The organism is Streptomyces coryli (assembly GCF_011044975.1).
Lineage (GTDB): Bacteria > Actinomycetota > Actinomycetes > Streptomycetales > Streptomycetaceae > Streptomyces > Streptomyces coryli.
On sequence record NZ_JAAKZV010000058.1, the window covers coordinates 1 to 20052 of the forward strand.

Consider the following 20052-nt stretch of genomic DNA (forward strand, 5'->3'; position numbering starts at 1 on the left):
CAGCTGGAGTGTGACGGCGTCGCCTACCTGGAGCATTGCACTCGGTGGAGGCGAGGGTGAGGAGCGGGGTCATCCGCGCCTCGCAGGCGGGGCAGGGGACGGGTTCGGGGTCGGTCAGGCCCCAGGCGGGCAGCCGCCGGTCTTCGAACCGGGGGCGTAGGGCGGTGCAAGGTGGTTCGCGTGTCCAGCCTCTCGTCGCGGCGCATGCGGGAGCCTTGACTCCGCATCGTGGCGCTCGGTAACTTCTGGCCCTTAGCTGCTACGTATGAGCCGAGTCATCCCGGCGGACCTTGCACGCCGGCGGCGGCTCGTCGGTGACCGTGTCCAGGCTGACCACCTCGACTCCCGGATTCACGCGGCCATCTTCGATCAGTTCTGCCCGCGGTGAGGCACGTTTCTGATCGGACATTCCTGACGGATTCTCTAATTGATCGATTACTCATCCGTAGTTGACGTTTAGTGGCTAACATCAGTTCGCATCGCCCGCCCCAGCAGCACCTCGCGTCGCGATGCGTCACCCCCCACCTGTCCGGATCGAGTCATAGGTCAACCCGCGTGTTATTAGCTCCACCGTGCCGCGCCCCCATACCCAACGGGGCCGCCAGATGAGAATCAACAGACGGCTGATCCTGCTGGTCAGCATCCCCCTCGCAGTCGCGGTCGCGTTCTCCTTACGGGCCCTCGCTCCCGCGGTCGACCACGTGGTCCAGGCCCAGCGCCTGACGCAGATGGTCGACGCCGCCGACGCCGCCGGGCAGCTCAGCTCGCGCTTACAGGGCGAACGGGCGGCGGCCACCGCACTCGTCGCCGCCCAGGGCGATGAGGCCGCGTTCACCAAGCGGGCCGAGGCGACGGACACCGCGATCGCCAAGTACCGCGACCACCGTGAAGAGTTGTCCTCCGTGCCGGAGAAGGCCGAGGAGGCTCTCCAGCGCGTCGACCGCTCGCTCGCCGAACTCTCCTCCTTACGTGCGCAGGTGCGTTCCGGCACCAGCACGCTGTCCGCGCTCACGTTCCGCTACCGGATCACCATCGCCGACCTGATCAACTACCGGGGCGGCATCGCACAGGCCGACGGGGTGGACGTAGACCTCTCCGACCGCATACAGGCGGCCGCCGCGCTCTCCCAGGCCGGTGAATATCTCGCCCAGCAGCAGGTGGTCGTGCAGCGCGCGCTGCACAGCGAAGGTTTCACCCCGGCCGCCCAGCGGGCCTTCGACGCCACCAGCCTCGGCTACACCGCATCCCGCCGTGAAATGGCGGCAGTGGGCCCGCAGGAATGGCGGTCCTGGCTGGAACGCAGCCTCGCCGGGCCCGACGCCCTGGCGGCGCAGCGCCTGGAGGACGAGGTCAGCCGTACCGCCGGCGGCGACCAGCTCAGCGTCTCGGCGGGGGAGTGGCTCGATGCCACCTCCGGCCGACTGGCCCTCCTGGTACCCATCGAGCGCCGCGTCGACGGCTCCGTGCACGACGCGGTGATCGACTCCCGCTCTGCCCAGCTGTGGTGGGCCGTGGGCGAGGTGGCCCTGGTGCTGCTCACCCTCGTCGGTGCGCTGCTCGTCGCCATCCGCCTCGGCCGCGTCATGATCCGCCGGCTGCGCGAGCTGCGGAACGCGGCACGCGAGGTCGCCACCAAGCGGCTTCCGATGATCGTGGAGGACCTCTCCCAGCCCGGCGCTCTCGGCGGGGCCACGCCGGAGCAGGTCGCCGGCAATTCCGGCACGCCGGTGGGTGCCACCGGTGAGGACGAGATCGGTGAGGTGGGCCACGCGTTCAACGCCGTCCACTACGAGGCGGTGCGGCTGGCCGCCCAGCAGGCGCACGTGCGCGACCAGTTCGCCGAGACGCTGGTCGGTGTGGCCCGTCGCGGCGCTCAGCTGACCGCCGTCATGGTGTCCGAGCTGGACGCCGTGCAGCGTGACGAAGCAGATCCGGAACGCATGAAGGTGCTGTTCGCCCTGGACCACCTGGCCGTCCGGATGGAGCGCAACACCAACAGCCTGCTGGTGCTGGGCGGTTACGGCAACGCGCGGGTGCGTAATGCCGACTCGCCGTGCGCCACCGTCATCGTGGCCGCGGCCCAGCAGATCGAGCGGTTCCACCGAGTGACCCTGGGCACGGTCGAACGCGGCATCGGCATCTCCGCACGCGTCGTGCACGACCTGGCCCACATCCTGGCCGAGCTGCTCGACAACGCCACCCGGTTCTCGCCACCCGACCGGCAGGTCGGGGTGGCCGTCTGGTCGCTGGTGGACCGGGCGGTGGTGCAGATCGTCGACGAAGGTGTCGGCATCTCGCCCGAGCGCCGGGAGGTACTGAACGCCCGGCTTGCCGAGCCGCGGGCCGACGTCGGCAACGTACGGTCCATGGGCCTGCAGGTTGTTTCGCGCCTGGCCACCCGTCACGGCATCGTGGTCGAACTCCGTGACTCCTCGGGTCCTGGCACCATCGCCGAGGTCACGCTGCCGGCGAGCGTGCTGGTCAACGTCACCGGGCAGTCGCCGGCCGATCCGCAGGAGCTCGGCCTCGGCCGGCCCGGCGGCCTCGGCGATGGTTCGGTGTTCAGTCCCCGGCCCGGCCGGCCTGGTCAGGGGCTCGGTGAAAAGGTCGCCGCCGGGGTCGGCACCGCCGCACCGTCCGGCGCGGCCGGCCACGAGCAACCGACTGCTGAACGGGCCGACACGACAAGGCGCCTGCGGGTGCCCGAGGAGTACGACCCGGCCAAGCGCATCGCCGGGACCAGCTCCGCGGGTCTGCCGGTCCGGGCCCGCCAGTCGGCGGAGTCGTGGCCCCGCGTCCCGGAGCGTTCCGGGCCCGGACCGCGCGCAGCGACAGCAAAGAAGCCGCAGCGGCGCCGTGACTCCCGGCAGATTTCCGACGTGCTGGCCGCCTACACCCGCGGCGTCAGCAGGAGCACGGAGCGCCGCACGGAGTCCGGTGGCGCCAACCCCGGCCGTACCGCCAACGATGACGAGACACAACGGAGCAAGTGATGAGCACCCCCTCCACCGCCGACCTGAGCTGGCTGCTGTCCGACTTCGCCGACCGGCTGCCTGAGGTCACCCACGCGATCGCCGTCTCCGTGGACGGTCTCGCCGTCGCGCACACCGAGATGCACCAGGACGACGCGGACCGGCTGGCCGCCATCGCCTCCGGCATCGTCAATCTCCTCAACGGGGCTGCGCAGCTGATCGAATCCGATCCGGTGGAGCACAGCCTCACGGCGATGGAGGGCGGCTACATGTTCTCCATGGCGGTCTCCAGCGGCGCGTCCCTCCTGGTGACCACCACCCGGGACGCGGACATCGGTGAGGTCAGCTACATGATGTCCGAGCTGATCAACCAGGTCGGCGATGCCCTGACCCCGGGCGTACGCGCCGACTTCGTGCAGCGCTCCTCGTGACGCTTGCCTACACCCCCACCCAGCACCCACTCACCCCCTCCGGAACTTTTCATGGGAGCCCTTGTGTTCGTTGATCAGTCCATAGCGCGCCGCCCGGGCCGCAGTAGCCGCCGTGCGGCCGGTGTCATCGCCCTCAGCCTGGCGTTGGCCGCCGCGGGGTGCAGCGGCAGTAGCAGCGGCTCAGACGACAACACGGTCAAGGTCGGCCTGCTCGCCTCGCTGTCCGGTACGTACGAGGCCGTCGGCACCGACCAGAGAAGGGGCTTCGAGCTCTATCTCGACACCCACAAGGGCGAGCTCGGCGGCCACAAGGTGAAGCTGTCGGTGGGTGACGAGGGCGACGGCCCGCCCACCGCGGTGCCGGCGGCGACCAAGCTGGTCAAGAAGGACCGCGTCGACGTGCTGACCGGCATTGTCGCCAACGGATCGTACAAAGCCGTGCTGCCCCTGGTCGAGCAGCAGAAGATCCCGCTGGTGAGCTCCAACGGCCGCCCGCCGGTCGAGGACGTCAGCCGCGTGTGGCACACCAGCTTCCTCTCGGACGAGCCGGGCAAGGCGATCGCCAAACACCTCAAGGACAAGGTCGACGGCCCCGTCTACGCGATCGGCCCGGACTATCAAGGTGGTTACGACCAGGTCGGCGGCTTCACCGACGCCTTCAAGGCGGCCGGGGGCAAGCTCGCCAACCCCGGCGGCAAGACCACCTGGACGCCGTTCCCCAAGACCACGAACTTCACCCCGTACCTCAACAAGATCGCCAGGTCGGACGCCAAGGCGGTGTACTGCTTCTACGCCGGCAAGGCCGCGCTCGACTTCGTCAAGCAGTACGCCCAGTCCGACGCCGCCGACCTGCCGCTGTACTCCGCGGGCTTCCTCACCGAAGGCAGCCTGCTCACCGCGCAGGGCGACGCGGCGAAGGGCATCTACTCGGCCCTCAACTACGCGGAGGACCTGGACAACGACGCCAACCGGAAGTTCGTCGCGGACTGGACCGCCAAGTACGACACCCCGCCCACCGAGTACGCGATGGCGTCCTACGACGCCGCCGCCGTGCTGGATCAGGCCATCGCGGACGCCGACAAGGCCGGCGACGTGACCCCGGAGGCCATCAACAAGGCCATCGGCAAGCTGGGGCAGATCGACAGCCCGCGCGGCTCCTGGGAGTTCGGCAAGAAGTCCCACTCGCCGGTCCAGAAGTGGTACCTGCGCCAGGTCCGGCGCGACGGCAAGCAGCTGTCCAACGTCATGATGCAGGACCTCACGACCCTCGGCAGCTGACGTGGACGTCCTGGACGCCCAGCTGGTGCCGGCGGTCGATGGGGTGGCCTACGGGCTGCTGCTGTTCGTCGTCGCCGCCGGCCTGAGCCTGGCCTTCGGCACGGCCGGCGTGCTGAACCTGGCGCACGGCACGCTGTACGCGGTCGGCGCCTACGTCGGGGCCGAGTTGAGCGACGGCACCTGGGGCGGCCTGGCGATCGGCCTGGTGGCCGGCACCGCGGCGGCGTGCGCCGCGGGGGCCGTACTGGCCGCGGCGACGGCTCCGCTGACCCGCCGCGGCCATCTTGATCAGGCGTTGCTGACCTTCGGTCTCTCGCTGATCGGCGGCAACCTGCTGATCGACCTCTTCGGGGCGGACGAGAGGCCGGTGCGCATCCCCGCCCAGCTCGACACCTCCGTGTCCCTGCTCGGGCACCGGTATCCCGCGTACCGGCTGTGCTTCATCGCCATGGCGGTGGTGCTGGCGGCGGTCGGCACCTGGGTGCTCACCCGCACCCGGGCCGGCGCCGCGGTGCGCGCCGCGGCCGACGATCCGCAGATGCTCGCGGCATCCGGGATCAGCCCGCGACTGGTGCACACCGGCATGCTCGCCGCGGCCGGGGCGCTGGCCGGCGCGGCGGGTGTCCTCGGCGCGCCGATCATCGGCCCCGGTCCTGGGACGGCGGAGAACGTGCTGATGCTCTCGCTGGTGGTGATCGTGCTCGGCGGGCTGCGCTCGCTGTGGGCCACCTTGGCAGCCGCGATCGGGGTGGGGGAGGTGCAGACGCTCGGGGTCTCCGTGGCCCCGGACTGGGCCCCGTACCTGCTGTTCGCGGCCATGGCCGCGGTGCTGGTGCTACGGTCCCGGGCCGGTGTGCTGGCGGCGCCCGGCGGCCACGGCGCGGACGGCGGCGAGCCGCCGAAGGACCCGGCGGCCTGGCTGCGGCGCCGGGTGACGGCGGTGGTCGCGCGCGGCCGGAGCGCCGCGGTACGTGCGCCCGGACCTGCCGCCCGCGCCGCGCGACGGGCCGCGCCACTGGGGGCCCTGCTCGCGGTGCTGGTGGCGCTGCCGTGGTTCGCCGATGCGTACTCCCTCTCGCTGGCCGGATACGCCCTGGCCCTGGGCCTGCTGGCGGTCAGCGTCACCGTGCTGACCGGTTACGCCGGCCTGCCGACCCTCGGTCAGACGGCCCCGTTCGCCGTCGGCGCCTACACCACGGCGCTGATGGCCGACGCCGGCTGGACGGTGGGGCCGGTGCAGGCGATCGCCGCCGCGGCCGCAGCGGCCGTATTTTCTGCGCTGACCGGGCCCGCGGTGATACGTACCCGGGGCACCACCGTGCTCATGGTGACCCTGGCGGTCGGCGAACTCACCGGCACGGCTATCGGCCAGTGGAAGTCCGTGACCGGCGGCACCGACGGACTCGCCGGCTTCCCGCTCTCGCGCCCCCTGTGGGGATCGGGCGAACTGCTCGAGGAAGGCGACCTCTACCTCTACGCGCTCGTCGTCGCGGGCTGCGCCGTGGCCCTCACCCTGCTGCTGCTCCGGTCGACGGCGGGAAAGCTGCTGACCGGCACCCGCGGAGCCGAGGAGCGGATGCAGGCCTCCGGACATCCCGTATCCCGCTATCTGCTGCTGGCCCACATCGGCGCCGGCGCCCTGGCCGGCGTCGGCGGCGCGCTGATGGTCACCGTCCAGCAGTATGTCTCACCCGCCGACGTCGGCTTCGAGATCGCCGCACTCGCGCTGCTCGCCGCCGTCATCGGCGGGACCACCTCCGTCGTCGGTGCGATGCTCGGGGCCGGGCTGATCGTCTATACCCGTGACTGGGTGGCCGGCTCCTGGCCGGGCCACGGCCCGCTGTTGCTCGGGGCGTTGTTCGTGGCCGCCGTCTATCTGCTGCCTCGCGGTCTGGCGGGTCTCGCACGCCGACCGCCCGACCATGGCGAGCAGCGGGGGGCCGCCGCGGAACGCGTCGCACCCCCGGAGAAGGCGCGAGCGGAGCAGGGGGTCACTTCATGACGCCGCCGGCCGAAAGGGACGTAAAGACGATGGGGCGGCCGCCCGCTGACCCAGTGCTTTCCCTGTCCGGTCTCACCCGGCGGTACGGCACCCTCACCGCCGTGGACGACGTCAGCCTGCACCTGGCCACCGGCGCCCGCCACGCCGTCATCGGCCCCAACGGTGCCGGAAAGACCACCCTGTTGAACCTGATCGCGGGCACCGCCCGTCCCGATGAAGGCGCCATCACCCTGGCCGGCCGGGACATCACCCGCAGGGCGCCCGCCCGGCGCAGCCGGCTGGGCATCGCGCGCAGCTTCCAGCAGCCCTCCGCCATCCGGGAGTTGACGGTGCTGGAGAACGTCATGCTGGCCACGTGGCGGCACCATCCGCTGCGCCCCGGTGCGTGGCGGCGCCCGAAACGCCTGCGGCAACTCGCCGCGACGGCCTCCGGCCAGTTGGAGGCGGTTGGCCTGGCCGACGTGGTGCACCAGCCAGCCGGCGCCCTGTCGCACGGCCAGCGCCGGCTGCTCGACCTCGCGGCCGCCCTGGCCGCCCGTCCCAGCGTGCTGCTGCTCGATGAGCCCGCGGCGGGACTGACCGACCGTGATGTCGTCCGGCTGCTCCGCGTGCTGGACGACATCTCCGACGATGTCGCCGTCCTGCTCGTCGAGCATCACACCGACCTGGTCGCCGAGTTCGCCGACACCGTCACCGTGCTGATGGCCGGCCGCGTGCTGGTCTCGGGTCCCACCCGGGAAGCGCTGAGCCATCCCGAGGTCCGCGACGCCTACCTCGACCCGGTCGCGACCGCAGCCGACGCCCCGGCGTCCGACAGCGACCGGAAAGGATGACGGCGCCGATGACCGCAGAGGATGTCTCGCCCATGCTGAGAGTCAGCGGACTGACGGCCGGCTATCACGGCGGCACGGTGCTGCACGCCCTCGACCTCACCGTGCCGGCGGGCACCGTGCACGCGGTCGTCGGCCACAACGGCGCCGGCAAGACGACCCTGGTCCACGCCATCGCCGGGCTGCTGCGCCCCACCGCGGGCGGCGTCTTCGTGGACGGCCAGCAGGTGACGGGCCGGCCGACCCACCACATAGCCCGTGCCGGGGTCGGGCTGGTCCCACAGGGCCGCCGCGTCTTCGCACACCTCACCGTCGCCGAGCATCTGCGGCTGGCCCACCGTCCGCCGCGCCGCCCGCGCTCCGGTACGGCGTGGACCCCGGACCGCGTCCTTGAACTGCTGCCCCGGCTGGGCGAACGCCTCGGCCACCGCGGCGGCGACCTGTCCGGCGGCGAGCAGCAGATGCTGGCGCTGGCCCGGGCCCTGCTGGGCACGCCGCGGGTGCTGCTGCTCGACGAGCCGACGGAGGGCCTCGCGCCCGTGCTGGTCGGCCAGATCCGGAAGTTGATTGTGGCGCTCGCCGACGACGGCATCGCCGTGCTGCTGGTCTCGCCCAGCCCCGGGCTGGCCGCGGCCTGCGCCCGTACCATCACGGTCCTGACGTCCGGGCGAGTCACCGACCGGCTGGACGGCGCCGCAGCCAGGGCCAACCCCGCGCAGTTGCACGAAGCATTGGCCCTGGCACCTGCCGCGAAGGCGTGATCAGGAGCGGTTCATGGCGTGTCCGCCGAAGCCGCTGCGCTGGTCGGAGCCTTGGTTCTGCTCCGCCCACCACGCCTGGAGGTCGGCCTCGTGCATGGCCGCCCAGTCCGGGGCCTTTTCGACCTGGGCGCGTCCGAGCCGCCGGCCGAGCGCGACGACCTGGGTGCCGACGGCGGTACGGTCGGCGTCGTAGGCCGCCGCTATCTCCGTCCAGTCGCTTCCCGACGCTCCCGCGTTCTCCAGGGCGGTGGCGTCCTGGAGCGCCTTGACCGTGCCGCCGCCGGTGTGCGGCCGGGCGACGGTGGCGGCGTCGCCGACGAGCAGCAGCCGTCCGGCCGCGTAACGCGGCACCTCAAGGTCGTATATCGGCTGGAGGAAGGTGCTCTCCGGCGGGGTGCCGAGGATGCGATCGGCCCAGTAGGGCGGGAAGTGCTCGGCCACCAGGGAGCGCAGATACTGCGTCAGGGCCGAGGCCACCCGCCCCGGCGGCAGCGACGTCGGCGTCCGCAGGTCGAGCTCGAACTCCGGCGGCGGGGTGGCGTAGAGCACCCAGTTCAGCCGATGGCTGCCGCCAGGACCGGGGATGACGTAGAGCATGCAGTGACCGCCGGGGAAGCCCACCACGTGCGCGTCATCGCCATCCGGCCCCGGTGCGGGTACGTCGTCGAGGGTGCCGCGCCAGCCGACGTAGCCGGCATAGGCGGGCGCGAGGCCGGGGAACATCGAGGTCCGGACGACGGAGCGATAGCCGTCGGCACCGATGACGGCGTCGAAGTGCTCGCTCCCGCCATCGGCGAGCTGGACGGTGACGCCGTCGGCGTCCGGCTCAACTCCGGTGACGGTCGCGTCGGTGCGGTAGTCCACCGTGTCCGGCACGCGGCGACGCAACTCGGTCCACAGCGAGCCCCAGTTGTAGCCGCGGAACGGGAAGGGCTGAGAGCCGATGTCCCGGCCTCGCTCGGCCGCTCCGTCCCGCACCGTCCACACCCGCCGGGTCAGCCGCACCCACGGCGCCGCCGAATCCACATAACCGGCCGCTTCCAGCTCGGCGAAGCGGGCCTCGTGCACCCCGATCCCGACCCCGCGGTCCCGTAATTCCTTCCCGGCCCGCTCGAACACGGCAATCGCCCCGGCACTACACCGGTGCGCCGCCAGCGCCGCCGCGCACCCGGCTATGCTGCCGCCAACTATGGCGACGGCACCTCCACGCATGATCGCTCCCCTCAAGCACTTTTCAAGATCCCTCATAATGTCATCTACGGGGCACCCAGGGGGAGTTGGCGGCCTTACGGCCGGTCCGGCTCGTGGACGCGGCGTTCGACCAGGGTGCGGCAGCGGTCGGCGCGGAGGATGGCGCGGGCGGTTTCCACCGGGCGGTCGCGTTCGTCGTAGGTGGTGCGGGTGAGCATGAGGGCGCACTGCTGCGGCTGCTCCTCCAGGGCCGTGGCCTCGGCTTCGTGGAGCAGCACCGGCTCGAACGACTCGACGGCGCGCACCAGCACCAGGCCGTAGCGGTCGCGCAGGGTCTGGTAGAGGCCGGCCTCGCCGATGCCGGTCTCGGCCAGGCCCGGGACCAGGGCGGTCGGCAGCCAGGTGCGTTCCAGCATGAACGGGGCGCCGTCCACGGTCCGCAGCCGCTCCAGTTCGAAGACCTCGGCGCCGGCGTCCAGGCCGAGTTCGCGGGCGATCTGCGGCAGCGCGTCGACCACGGACTCGTTACGGGTCGCGGTGCCGACCTTCGCCCCGGCCTGCCGCAGCGACTCGACGATGGAGAAGTGGCTGAGCAGCGACTGCTCGAGTTTGCGGGGCGCGACGTACGTGCCGCTGCCATGCCGGCGGACGACCAGGCCCGCGCGTTCGAGTTCGTCCAGTGCCTCCCGTACGGTCTGCCGGCTCACCTCGTGGGTGGCGGCCAGGCTGCGCTCGGCCGGGATCTTCATGCCGGTGGGCCAGCGGCCGCTGTAGATCCGGGTCTCCAGCGCCGCGGCCAGCTCACGGCCCAGACGGCTGTTGTTCACGCTTCCTCCAGTGCGGGATCGAGGGTCCAGCCGGCGTCCACGGCGAGGACCTGGCCGGTGATGGCGGCCGCGTCCTGGCCGCACAGAAAGGCGATGGCGCCGGTGACCGCGCCGGTGTCCATGACGCCGCCGGTGAGCGGCTGCCGGTCGCGTACGTAGGCGGCGACCGCCGGGTCGGTGACGCCGCGGGCGGCGAGGGGGGTGTCGACCAGGCCGGGCGCCACGCAGTTGGCCCGCACCCCGGCGCCGCGCCCCTCGGCGGCCAGCGCCCGGGTGAGGGCCACCAGGCCGCCCTTGGCCGCCACATACGCGTGGCTGCGGAACGGCCCGCCGCCGCCCGTGAGTCCGAGCACCGACGACACGGTGACGACCGTGCCGCGCGCCGCGACGAGCGCGGGCCAGGCGGCGGAGGCGGCCAGGAACGTGCCGCGGAGGTTGATGCCGACGACGGTGTCGAAGGCGGACCCGCTCGATCGCGCCACCGGCCCGTCCCCGGCGGCGCCGCCCGAGACGCCCGCGCAGCAGACGAGGGCGTCGAGGCGGGCGGACGCGCCGATACGGTCGCGCAGCGCCTGCTCATCGGTGACGTCGGCGATGACAGCGGTGCCGGGGAAGTCGGCGGGCGGCGGCTGCCGGTCGAGGCCGGTCACCGACCAGCCGTCCGCGGCCAGGCGGCGGGCGGTGGCCAGGCCGATGCCGGAGGCGGCGCCGGTGACGAGGGCCGTGCGCGCGGCCATCTCCTCGGTATTCATACGCCGCTCCTGGTCGCCTCGTAGAGTGCGCTCGCGACCCGCTGCCGGGCGGCCGCCGCGCTCTGCCCGGCCGGATCCGGCTGGTACGTCGCCTCAACTCGGCTGTGAGCCCGCACCAGTTCGGGCAGCGCACTGTCCGTACCGGCCGCGGCCAGCAGTGCGTCGCCGAGCGGTGCGCCGTCGCCGGTGTGGACCTCCACGGGCACGCCGGTGGCGTCGGCCACCGCCTGCATCCAGGCGCCGGACGCCGTCGGCCGGCCGGTGGCGGCGAGGCGGGCCGGGGCGGCGCCGGCGGACCGGGCGACGCTCAGGTTGTGGGCGATCGCGCCGGCCGAGCCCTCGACGACGGCGCGGGCGAGCTGCGCCTGGCCGGTGACGAGGGACAGGCCGGAGAAGGCGCCGCGGGCCGCCGGGTCGTCGATGGGGTGAAGTTCGCCGGCCAGGTACGGCAGGAACACCACGCCGTCGGCTCCGGGCGGCGCCGACTCCGCGGCAGCCAGCAGCCCCGCCGCGTCGGTGCCGGTGACCTCCGCCAGCCAGGCGATGGCCGCGCCCGCCGAGGTCATCGACCCGGACAGCAGGTCGAGGCCGTCGCGTACATGCGGAAAGGTCAGCAGCCGCGGCTCGTGGCGCGCGTCCGGACCGACGGCGACGCCGACGACGCCCGCCGTGCCCAGGCTCAGATACGCGTCGCCGGGGTGCAGGACACCGACGGCGAGGGCGGCCGCGGAGGTGTCCTCGCCGCCGGCCACGATCCGTACCGCCGGCGGCAGGCCCAGCTCGCGGGCGGCCGCGGGGGACAGCTCGCCGATGGTCTCGGTCGGTGCGTACAGCGGGGGCAACAGCTTCTCGGAGAGCCCCAGTTCGGCCAGGATCTGCCCCGACCAGCCGCGCGTGCCCAGGTCGAACAGATCGGAGATGCCGGCGTCGCTGACGTTCTGCGCCTGCCGTCCGGCCAGCCGGGACAGCACGTATCCGGCCGCCGAGGTGACGGTGGCGGTACGGGCGAGGAGCCCGGGCTCGTGCCGGCGCACCCAGGTCAGCTTGGCGGCCAGGTTCCAGGCGCCGACGCGGTTGCCGGACGCCGCCATCACCGCGGCCCCCGCGCTCGCGCCGCTCAGTTCGGCCGCCTCGGCCGCGGCCCGCTGGTCGAGGTGGATCAGCGCCGGGCGCAGCGGCTCCCCGGAGTCGTCCAGCAGGACGAGCGCGGCGCCCTGGCCGCTGACGGCGATCGCCGACACGTCCTCCGGCCGTACGCCCGCGGCCGCCTGCCGGATGGCGGCGACCGTCGCCGTCCACCACGCCCGCGGGTCCTGCTCCGCCCGTCCGGGCCCGGGAGTGTGCGTGGGGTGGGCGGCCGAGCCGCGGCCGACGACGCCCGTGCCGGGGTCGAGGACGAGCGCCTTGGCCGCGCTGGTGCCGATGTCCACGCCGATCGTGAGTGCCACCCGCTACACGCCCCTGGTCCGCTCGCGGTGCGCCGCGTAGTACTCCGCCAGGTTCTTCCGGGCGCTGGTCTCGTCGCTGAAGTGCGGGCTGCCGAGCACCACCGGCTTTACGCCGCGGGCCACCAGCCCTTCGGCCAGCAGCGCGTTGATGGAGTGCGCGGCCACCACCGTGCCGATGGTGGAGGTGGGCCCCACCGGGTAGTCGCAGCCCTCGACGTGGACGGCCGCGTCGCCGGGCGGCGTGCAGTTGTCCACCACGACGTCGGCCACCTCGTACAGGTGCTTCCCCGAGGGATGCCGGGAGTCGACGCCGGACGAGTGCGCCACCGAGGTGAGGGCGACGACCGGCAGGCCGCGCGACTTCAGCCCGAGCGCCACCTCCACGGGTACGTTGTTGATGCCGGTGGAGGAGATCACCATGGCCGCGTCGTGCGGCCCGAACGTGTACTGCGACAGCAGCAACTCGCCGAAGCCGTCCTGCCGTTCCAGGAACAGCGCCTGCGCCAGGCCCATCGTGCCGACGACATTGGTGTAGTACGACAGCGACAGCTCGACGATCGGGTGGTAGCCGACGATCGAGCCGATGCGCGGGAAGATCTCCTCCACGCCCATCCGCGAGTGCCCCGCACCGAAGAGGTGCACGAGGCCGCCGGCGGCGATGGCATCGGCGAACACGTCCGCTGCGGCGCGGATGGGCTCCTCCTGGGTCGCCTCGATACGGTCGACGATCTCCCGGGCTATCTGCGGGTACGCGAGGCTCATCGCGTCATCTCCATACGGTCGAGGACTCTGCGGGGCGTATCGACGAGGACCGCGCGCACCTGGTCGGGCGAGAGTCCGGCGGCGGCCAGTTGCGGTACGACGTTGGCGAACAGGTTGCGCATGCCCGGCTCGCCGCCGTAGGCGTGCCAGTAGCCGCGGCGGGCCAGGTCCTGCCCGAGTACGACGCGGTCGCCGTGGCCGCGGCGCACCAGTTCCACGACGAGGTCGACGATGAAGGCGTCCGGGCGCCGGTCGGTGCGGCCCAGCCAGTCCAGGCACACCGTGGCGCCGGTCTCGCAGGCGGCGGCGAGGGTGTCGGCGTCGCCGTGCCGGTCCATGTGGGAGAGGATCACGCGCTCGGCGGGCAGTCCCTCCGCGGCGAGCGCGGCGAGCTGCGCCGGGGCCGCGTCCGGGTGCTCGGTGTGGCTGATGACGGGCAGCCCGGTGGCAGCGGCCGCGGCGCCGACCGCGCGGAGTGTGGTGTGCTCCATGGCGGTCGGCTCCGGGGCGCTGGTGGCGACCTTGATGATGCCGGGCCGGGCCTCGACCCGCTCGACGAACGGGTCGCCGTAGCCGGAGCGCTCCATGCCCTCGCGCGCCTCGGCCACCAGCAGCTCCGTGATCCGGTCGGCGGGGTAGCGGCGCACCCAGTGATCGGCGGCGTAGAAGCGGTCCTTGTGGAAGCCGGTCGCGGCCACGAGGGTGAGCCCGGAGCGACGGGCGGTCTCGACCAGCCCGGCGGCGTCGCGGCCGACGCCGAGCGGCATGCAGTCGATGACGGCGTCGCCACCGGCGGCGAGCAACTCCTTGGCCTCGGTCACCGCGGCGTCCACGGAGTCGAGCAGGAACTCGGGTTCCAGCGCGACCGGCAGCCCGCCGCGGATCAGCAGATGGCCGTGGCAATCGGTCGGCCCCAGCCGGTCCACCGGGATGTCGCCCAGGACGGTGGTGATCACCGCACCTCCCTTGTTGAACGGACCACTTGGGCGTTGAGTATCACTCAAAGTGGTCCGCCAGGGAATGGGCTGACGCGATCAAATGTCCCTGTCTACTTGGGCGAACCTCAAGTGTGGGCGGTGCGAGTGGTATTGACACCGTTGGAAGGGCCGCCTTACGTTCATCGCACTGACGGACCACTTGTGGGGGCGGAGCACATGGAAGACACACGACTCGCCGCCACCGCCGACGTGGTCGTGGTCGGCTCCGGTTCGGCCGGCGCGAGCGCCGCCATCGCCGCCGCCCGTACCGGCGCCTCGGTCGTCCTGATCGAGCGCAACGCCTTCCTCGGCGGCACGTCGACCGCGGTGCTGGACACCTTTTACGGCTTCTACACCCCGGGCTCCCGGCCGCTGAAGGTCGTCGGCGGGATCGGCGACGAGGTGGTCGAGGCGCTGACCGGGCTCGGCCCGGTCATCCGCCGCCCCAACTCGTTCGGCGCGGGCACGGGTGTTACGTACCACCCGGAGCATCTGAAGGTCGCCTGGGAGCAGTTGGTGCTCGACGCGGGGGTGCGCGTGCTGCTGCACACCACGCTGCAGGGGGTGCGGGTCGGCAGCGACGACGCGGTGCAGAACCTGATCGTTGCCACCAAAGCCGGTCCGGCCCGGGTCGAGGGCCGCGTCTTCGTGGACGCCTCCGGCGACGCGGATCTGTGCCACTTCGCCGGCTTCGGCTACGAGCTGGCGGGCGAGCGCGAGCCGGCGCAGACGCTGACGACGACCTTCCGGATGGCCAACGTCGATCTGGACCGGCGCCGTCCGCTGCCCAAGCGTGAACTCGCCGCGCTCATGCGTGAAGCCGCGGCGAGCGGCGCGTACGACCTGCCCCGCCTGGAGGGCAGCGACCACATCACGCCGGTCGACCACGTCACCGCGACGATCATGACGCGGCTGCCGTCGTACCGCACCGAGAACGGCCGCACGGTCAACGCCACCGACCCGGACCTGCTCACCGCGGCCGAGATGGCCGGCCGCCGCCAGGCGCTGGAGTACGTGCGCTTCCTGCGCGACCGGGTGCCCGGCTACGCGCACGCCCAACTGATCGCCTTCGGCAGCCAGATTGGCGTCCGCGAGACCCGGCGGGTGTACGGGGACTACCGGCTGACCCGCGAGGACGTGCTGGGGGTGCGGCAGTTCCCCGACCAGATCGCGCTGTGCGGCGCCCCGATCGAGGACCACAACGACGGCGTCGGCACCGGCTGGACGTACCTGCCGGACGGCCAGGTCGTGGGCGTCCCGCTGCGCACGCTGGTGGTCAGGGACGCGGCGAATGTGCTGGTCGCGGGCCGCTGCTTCTCGGCCACCCACGACGCGCACGCGTCGGTGCGGTCCATGGCGCAGTGCATGGCGCTCGGCCAGGCGGCGGGTACGGCGGCCGCGATGGCCGCGACCGGCTCCGGCAGCACCCGCGACGTCGATCCGGAGTCGCTGCGGCGCCGCCTGCGCGCGGCGGGTGCGGTGGTGACCGGGGACGACGTGCGGGAGGCAGAACCAGAACCCAGCTTGGTGAAGGGATGACCGCGTGACGCAGCCGGTAATCGACGACGACGGCACCTGTGTACGTATCGAGGCCACCGCCTACACCTGGCGCTGGTCGCGCGCCGACGACGGCTTCGTCTTCCGGGACGCGCGGGGACGCGAGGTCGTCCGCGGCACCGGGCAGCCCACGGTGCGAGTACGCCGCGATGGTGAGGAAGTGTGCTCGGCGGGGACGGCGACCGCCTGCGACGTCGACGGGGACCGGGTGCGGGTCACGTACGAAGGCGTGAACGGCACCGCCACCGTGCGCTTGTGTTGGCGGTTTGACGACGACGGGTGCTGGATCGAGCCGCTCGGTTACGCCGCCGCGCGGGACGAGGACATCGAGTCGGTGCACTGGTTCGCCACGGCCGGGCCTGACCCCCGGCCCACCCTGGCGGCCGCCTTCCTGGTCCACCCGGGCATCTGCGAGGCGCCCGTGCTCAGCCCGATCGTGCCCGCCATCACCGGCCTTGATCTGACCACCTGGCTGGGCCGCGGCGCCTGCGACGTGGACAGCCCGATGCAGCAATGGGGGCTGCCCGCCCACTACTTCGGCGGCTTTCACGCCGACGGGATGCCGCTGCTGGCCGGCAGGGTGGAGGACCGGGTGTCCGCCGCGTACTGCTGCGGGCTCGCCGAGCTGCCCGACGGCGATCTGATGCTGCGGATCGCGGGCGGCAGCGCGGCGCCGGTGCTGCGGCTGGCTGGCAAGCCGTGGTCCGCCGCGCGCGGGGAGCAGTTGCTCGGGCCGCGCTGGCGGATGTCCTTCGGCGCTGATCAGCGGGCCGCCGTGGCCGCGTACCAGCGCGCGCTCGTGGCCGCCGGGGTGGTGTCCGGCAGCCACCGGACCCCGGTCAAGGACGAGACGCTCGCGCTGCCGCAGTTCACCACCTGGGCCGCCCAGTTGGCCCTCGATGCCGACCAGGAGCGGCTCGATCAGGACAGCCTGGAGACGATCCACGCTGCATACCGGGCGACCGGCCTGACCCGCGGCCTCTTCGTCATCGACGACAAGTGGGAGGGCAGCTACGGCGTCCTCGAGCACGACACCAAGCGGCTGCCGGACTTCGAGGACTTCCTGCGCCGGGTGCGCGCCGACGGCGACCGGATCGGGCTGTGGGCGGCGTTCCTGCGCTGCGACGACCCCGGCGCGCTTGGGCTCACCGACGCGCACATGCTCCGCGGCGCCGACGGCCGGCCGATCGTGCGGCCCGGCGGCTACCGGCTGTACGACGTGACGCATCCGGAGACGGCGGCGGCGCTCACGGCCTGCATCGGGCGGTTCGTGCGCCGCTACCGGCCGAGCCTGGTGAAGTTCGACTTCGGCTACGAGCTGCCGTCGCTCGCCACCGCCCGGCCGCATGATCCGCGGCTCGGCGGCGAGCGGATCTTCGGCCACGCCGTGGAGCTGGTGGTCGACGCCCTGCGCGCGGCCGACCCGGACATCGCGGTCATGTACTACTCGCTGTCGCCGCTGTTCGCCTCCCGGCTGGACCTGGTCAGCGCCGACGACCTGTTCCTGGCCGCGGGCGAGATCCCGGCCGAGGTGAACCGGCGGCTGTACTTCTCCTCCGTGCTCACCGAGCTGGGGGTGGCGAGCTACGGCTCCTCCGGCTACGACGCCGCCGACCTCGAGCAGATCTGGTTCGACTCGATCGCCTCCGGACCGCTCGGCTCACTGGGGTCGTTCGCCACGGGCCGCCCCGCGGACCGGCTGACGCCGCATCAGGTCGCCGCGTACAACGGGCTGTCACGGCTCGTCCGCCCGAGCCCGCTCGGCACGGTGGCAGCGCTGGGCGGCGTCCCGCACGCGGTCTCCACCGGCGCCCGCGCCGCCTCCTGGGTCCGTTACGAGGACGGCGAGCCGGCGCTGGCGGCGCTGCGCCCGCACGGCTTCGCCGGCGTGCCCGGCCACGAACGCCTCGATGACGTGGTGGAGACCGACGCCCAGGCGGCCGTCGCCTCCCTGACCGCGCAGCCCTTGACCCGCAGCGACCACCTCGCCGTCGTCGCCTTCCAGCCGGCCCGCCTCGTCGTACGCCACGAGGGGCCGGCCACCCAGGCACACCTCACGGCACACCTGCCGGGCGGCCGCACTCGCCCACTGGACACCTTCCCGGTCGAGCACGGCCGCGTACGGATGGACGTGCCCGACCGGCTGCCCGACGGCACGCCGGTGGAGCACGTCGAGGTGCGCTTCGACTGAACCGAGGTCTGGTACCGACCGGACTGGGTAGGTGGGCCCGCTGGTGTGGGCCCACCTACCCAGTGCTGGTGAACGGAGCGCCCTAGAGGTCGCCGACGATGTTCACGGTGTTCTGCTCGGTGTCGATGAACGACGCGTAGACCATGCCGATCTCGGGGATCTCCGTGCGCCCGACGGACAGCCGGCCACCAGCCGCGGTGATTCTCTCGATCGTTTTGTCGATGTCGTCGACGCGCACGACCAACCGGGGCTCTTGCAGGGCCTCATCACGGGCCGCGATCTCTCCGTTGATCGCGCCCGCCCGCACCTCGTTGGCGTAGGCATCCTCCTGACGCCAGCCGAAGACGTCACCGTAGAAGCGCCAGGCCCGCTGGACATCATCGGCGGGCAGCTGAAACCAGGTCACCCGGTTCGCCGGAATCTCACTCATCGCCTTCTCCTCTGCAGATGGTCCGCCGATTCTCGCCCCTAACGGATGTTGCGCGTGTCGTGCGCGACCCCCGCCAGGTAGTCGGCCATCTCCACCGGGCGGCCGCGGACGCCCGGGCGGCGTTGCCACGGGTGTGGGCCGTCCAGGGGGCGGTACTCCACGTCCAGCGCGTCCAGGCGTGGGAGGTGGTGTTCGGTGAGGCGGGTCATGAAGGAGGCTGCGTCGCGGTCCGCGGAGCTCCACACCGTTTCGGCGAAGGCGCTCATGCGTGGGAAGGCCTGGAAGTCGAGGACCCGGACATTGTCGATGGCTTCCGTCCACAGGCCGCACTGTGCGCCCAGGACGCGCTCCTCCGCCTGCGTGCCGGCCAGCTCTTCCGGCACCGGCTCGAAGGCGTACACCTCCTCGATCGGCAGCACCGTGCCGACCGGCACCGGCTCGTCGGGGCTCGCTGACTGGCGGTAGTCGAGGTAGACCTCGCGGGCCGGGCTGGTGATCACGTCGTGGCCGGCCCGCGCCGCTTTCACCGCGCCGTGGTGATCGCGCCACGACGCCACCGTGGCGCCCGGCGGCAGGCCGCCCTCCAGGATCTCGTCCCAGCCCAGGAGGCGGCGGCCGCGCGTCGCGAGGTGGTCGGAGACCTGGCCGATGAACCAGCTCTGCAGCTCGTCCTCGTTGCGCAGGCCGAGCGCGGCCATCCGCGCCTGCGCCGCCTCGGACGCCTTCCACTCCTCCTTCGGGCACTCGTCGCCGCCGACGCCGATCAGGGTGCCGGGGAAGAGCTCCACCACCTCGTCGAAGACGTTCCGTACGAAGTCCAGGGTGGCGTCGGAGACGTTCAGCACCCGGGTGCCCACGCCCCAGCCGGTCGCCACCTGCAGCTGCTCCCCGGTGTTGCCCAGCTCCGGATACGCCGTGATCGCCGCCTGGGTGTGGCCGGGGACGTCGACCTCGGGGATGACGGTGACGTGCCGGGTCGCGGCGTGCGCGACGATCTCGCGGATGTCGTCCTGGGTGTAGTAGCCGCCGTGCGGGCGGCCGTCGCCGCCGGGGTCCCAGCCCTGCTGCGACTCGTGCCGCCAGCAGCCGGCTTCCGTCAGCCGCGGATAGCGCTTGATCTCCAGGCGCCAGCCCTGGTCGTCGGTGAGGTGCAGATGCAGCACGTTGAGCTTGTGCAGCGCCATCAGGTCGATCATCCGCAGCACGTCGCGCTTGGTGAAGAAGTGCCGGGCGACGTCCAGCAGTACGCCGCGCCAGCCGAATCGCGGCCGGTCCTCGATCTCCGTACAGCCCACGAGGACGGGGCCGGCCGACAGGGGAGCGCGCCGGAAGGTCTGCGGCGGCAGCAGCTGGCGCAGCGACTGCACGCCGTAGAAGACGCCCGCCGCGTCGCCTCCGGCGATCCGGATGCCGTCGGCCGCCACCGTCAGCTGGTACGTCTCCGCGCCGAGGCCGGCGTCCAGTGCCAGCTCGATGCCGCCGCGGCCTGGCGGGAAGTGGCAGCCGGTGGCGGGCGCCAGCTGCTCGCGCAGCACGGCGGCCACCGGGGCCAGTTCCGGGTCGGGGACGTGTAGCGGGGTGTCCGGGCCGAGGGCGAAGGTGCCGGTGCCGGGCCGGGTGCGCGACGGTGCCGGGATGATCAA

16 protein-coding genes are annotated in these 20052 nt (G+C 72.6%); 8 read left to right on the forward strand and 8 right to left on the reverse strand.

Going from position 1 to position 20052, the window contains the following annotated elements; genetic code table 11:
- Positions 1 to 605 precede the first annotated feature (605 nt).
- The 6 genes from G5C51_RS15465 (at position 606) to G5C51_RS15490 (ending at position 8274) form a co-directional block, all read left to right on the forward strand.
- Complete coding sequence (locus G5C51_RS15465; RefSeq protein ID WP_165237588.1) at positions 606 to 2993, forward strand: sensor histidine kinase; 2388 nt, start codon at positions 606 to 608, stop codon at positions 2991 to 2993.
- A complete protein-coding gene (locus tag G5C51_RS15470) occupies positions 2993 to 3403 on the forward strand; it encodes a roadblock/LC7 domain-containing protein (protein ID WP_165237590.1) in 411 nt (136 codons plus the stop codon). Before G5C51_RS15465 ends, G5C51_RS15470 begins: the two co-directional genes overlap by 1 nt.
- Before the next feature lie 63 nt (positions 3404 to 3466).
- Positions 3467 to 4681 (forward strand): ABC transporter substrate-binding protein, encoded by a 1215-nt coding sequence (locus G5C51_RS15475; RefSeq protein ID WP_420824816.1) that lies wholly within the window; start codon positions 3467 to 3469, stop codon positions 4679 to 4681.
- Between the two features lies 1 nt (position 4682).
- The gene (locus G5C51_RS15480; protein ID WP_165237593.1) at positions 4683 to 6683 is read left to right on the forward strand and encodes an ABC transporter permease subunit; all 2001 of its coding nucleotides are present in this window, start codon (positions 4683 to 4685) and stop codon (positions 6681 to 6683) included.
- Positions 6680 to 7516, forward strand: coding sequence for an ABC transporter ATP-binding protein (locus G5C51_RS15485; RefSeq protein ID WP_420824817.1), 837 nt, complete (start codon positions 6680 to 6682; stop codon positions 7514 to 7516). Before G5C51_RS15480 ends, G5C51_RS15485 begins: the two co-directional genes overlap by 4 nt.
- 32 nt (positions 7517 to 7548) lie before the next feature.
- On the forward strand, positions 7549 to 8274 hold the full coding sequence (locus tag G5C51_RS15490) for an ABC transporter ATP-binding protein (RefSeq protein ID WP_165237639.1): 726 nt from the start codon (positions 7549 to 7551) through the stop codon (positions 8272 to 8274).
- Here G5C51_RS15490 and G5C51_RS15495 read toward each other — a convergent pair whose 3' ends face one another.
- The 6 genes from G5C51_RS15495 to G5C51_RS15520 form a co-directional block, all read right to left on the reverse strand.
- Positions 8275 to 9486: an FAD-dependent monooxygenase gene (locus G5C51_RS15495; RefSeq protein ID WP_165237595.1), complete on the reverse strand. Its 1212-nt coding sequence runs from the start codon at positions 9484 to 9486 to the stop codon at positions 8275 to 8277. It abuts the gene before it with no gap.
- 74 nt (positions 9487 to 9560) lie between these two features.
- A complete protein-coding gene (locus G5C51_RS15500; RefSeq protein ID WP_165237597.1) occupies positions 9561 to 10292 on the reverse strand; it encodes a UTRA domain-containing protein in 732 nt (243 codons plus the stop codon).
- Positions 10289 to 11044 carry an SDR family NAD(P)-dependent oxidoreductase gene (locus tag G5C51_RS15505; protein WP_165237599.1) on the reverse strand — a complete coding sequence of 252 codons (756 nt, stop codon included), beginning with the start codon at positions 11042 to 11044 and terminating at the stop codon, positions 10289 to 10291. The genes G5C51_RS15500 and G5C51_RS15505 overlap by 4 nt, the downstream gene beginning before the upstream one ends.
- Entirely contained in the window at positions 11041 to 12492 is a 1452-nt protein-coding gene (locus G5C51_RS44040) for an FGGY family carbohydrate kinase (protein ID WP_165237601.1), read from the reverse strand. The genes G5C51_RS15505 and G5C51_RS44040 overlap by 4 nt, the downstream gene beginning before the upstream one ends.
- 3 nt (positions 12493 to 12495) lie before the next feature.
- Entirely contained in the window at positions 12496 to 13254 is a 759-nt protein-coding gene (locus G5C51_RS15515) for a sugar isomerase domain-containing protein (RefSeq protein WP_165237603.1), read from the reverse strand.
- Entirely contained in the window at positions 13251 to 14210 is a 960-nt protein-coding gene (locus G5C51_RS15520; protein ID WP_165237605.1) for a phosphotriesterase family protein, read from the reverse strand. The genes G5C51_RS15515 and G5C51_RS15520 overlap by 4 nt, the downstream gene beginning before the upstream one ends.
- Before the next feature lie 198 nt (positions 14211 to 14408).
- On the opposite strand from G5C51_RS15520, the gene G5C51_RS15525 reads away from it, so the two are divergent.
- Positions 14409 to 15770, forward strand: coding sequence for an FAD-dependent oxidoreductase (locus tag G5C51_RS15525; protein WP_165237607.1), 1362 nt, complete (start codon positions 14409 to 14411; stop codon positions 15768 to 15770).
- 4 nt (positions 15771 to 15774) lie between these two features.
- Positions 15775 to 17979, forward strand: a complete 2205-nt coding sequence (locus tag G5C51_RS15530; RefSeq protein ID WP_165237609.1) for an alpha-amylase family protein — start codon at positions 15775 to 15777, stop codon at positions 17977 to 17979.
- An 82-nt stretch (positions 17980 to 18061) separates the two neighbouring features.
- Here the strand turns inward: G5C51_RS15530 and G5C51_RS15535 are convergent, their stop codons facing one another.
- Together G5C51_RS15535 and G5C51_RS15540 are read right to left on the reverse strand one after the other, a co-directional pair.
- Positions 18062 to 18409, reverse strand: coding sequence for a VOC family protein (locus G5C51_RS15535; RefSeq protein WP_165237611.1), 348 nt, complete (start codon positions 18407 to 18409; stop codon positions 18062 to 18064).
- A gap of 38 nt (positions 18410 to 18447) precedes the next feature.
- Positions 18448 to 20052, reverse strand: coding sequence for a beta-N-acetylhexosaminidase (locus tag G5C51_RS15540; RefSeq protein WP_165237613.1), 1605 nt, complete (start codon positions 20050 to 20052; stop codon positions 18448 to 18450).

Excerpts from the sequence above, each read along its gene's own strand:
- G5C51_RS15465 (WP_165237588.1), top strand. The coding sequence starts at position 606 with ATGAGAATCAACAGACGGCTGATCCTGCTGGTCAGCATCCCCCTCGCA.
- G5C51_RS15470 (WP_165237590.1), top strand. The coding sequence starts at position 2,993 with ATGAGCACCCCCTCCACCGCCGACCTGAGCTGGCTGCTGTCCGACTTC.
- G5C51_RS15485 (WP_420824817.1), top strand. The coding sequence starts at position 6,680 with ATGACGCCGCCGGCCGAAAGGGACGTAAAGACGATGGGGCGGCCGCCC.
- G5C51_RS15490 (WP_165237639.1), top strand. The coding sequence starts at position 7,549 with ATGCTGAGAGTCAGCGGACTGACGGCCGGCTATCACGGCGGCACGGTG.
- G5C51_RS15495 (WP_165237595.1), bottom strand. The coding sequence starts at position 9,486 with ATGCGTGGAGGTGCCGTCGCCATAGTTGGCGGCAGCATAGCCGGGTGC.
- G5C51_RS15505 (WP_165237599.1), bottom strand. The coding sequence starts at position 11,044 with ATGAATACCGAGGAGATGGCCGCGCGCACGGCCCTCGTCACCGGCGCC.
- G5C51_RS15515 (WP_165237603.1), bottom strand. The coding sequence starts at position 13,254 with ATGAGCCTCGCGTACCCGCAGATAGCCCGGGAGATCGTCGACCGTATC.
- G5C51_RS15525 (WP_165237607.1), top strand. The coding sequence starts at position 14,409 with ATGGAAGACACACGACTCGCCGCCACCGCCGACGTGGTCGTGGTCGGC.
- G5C51_RS15535 (WP_165237611.1), bottom strand. The coding sequence starts at position 18,409 with ATGAGTGAGATTCCGGCGAACCGGGTGACCTGGTTTCAGCTGCCCGCC.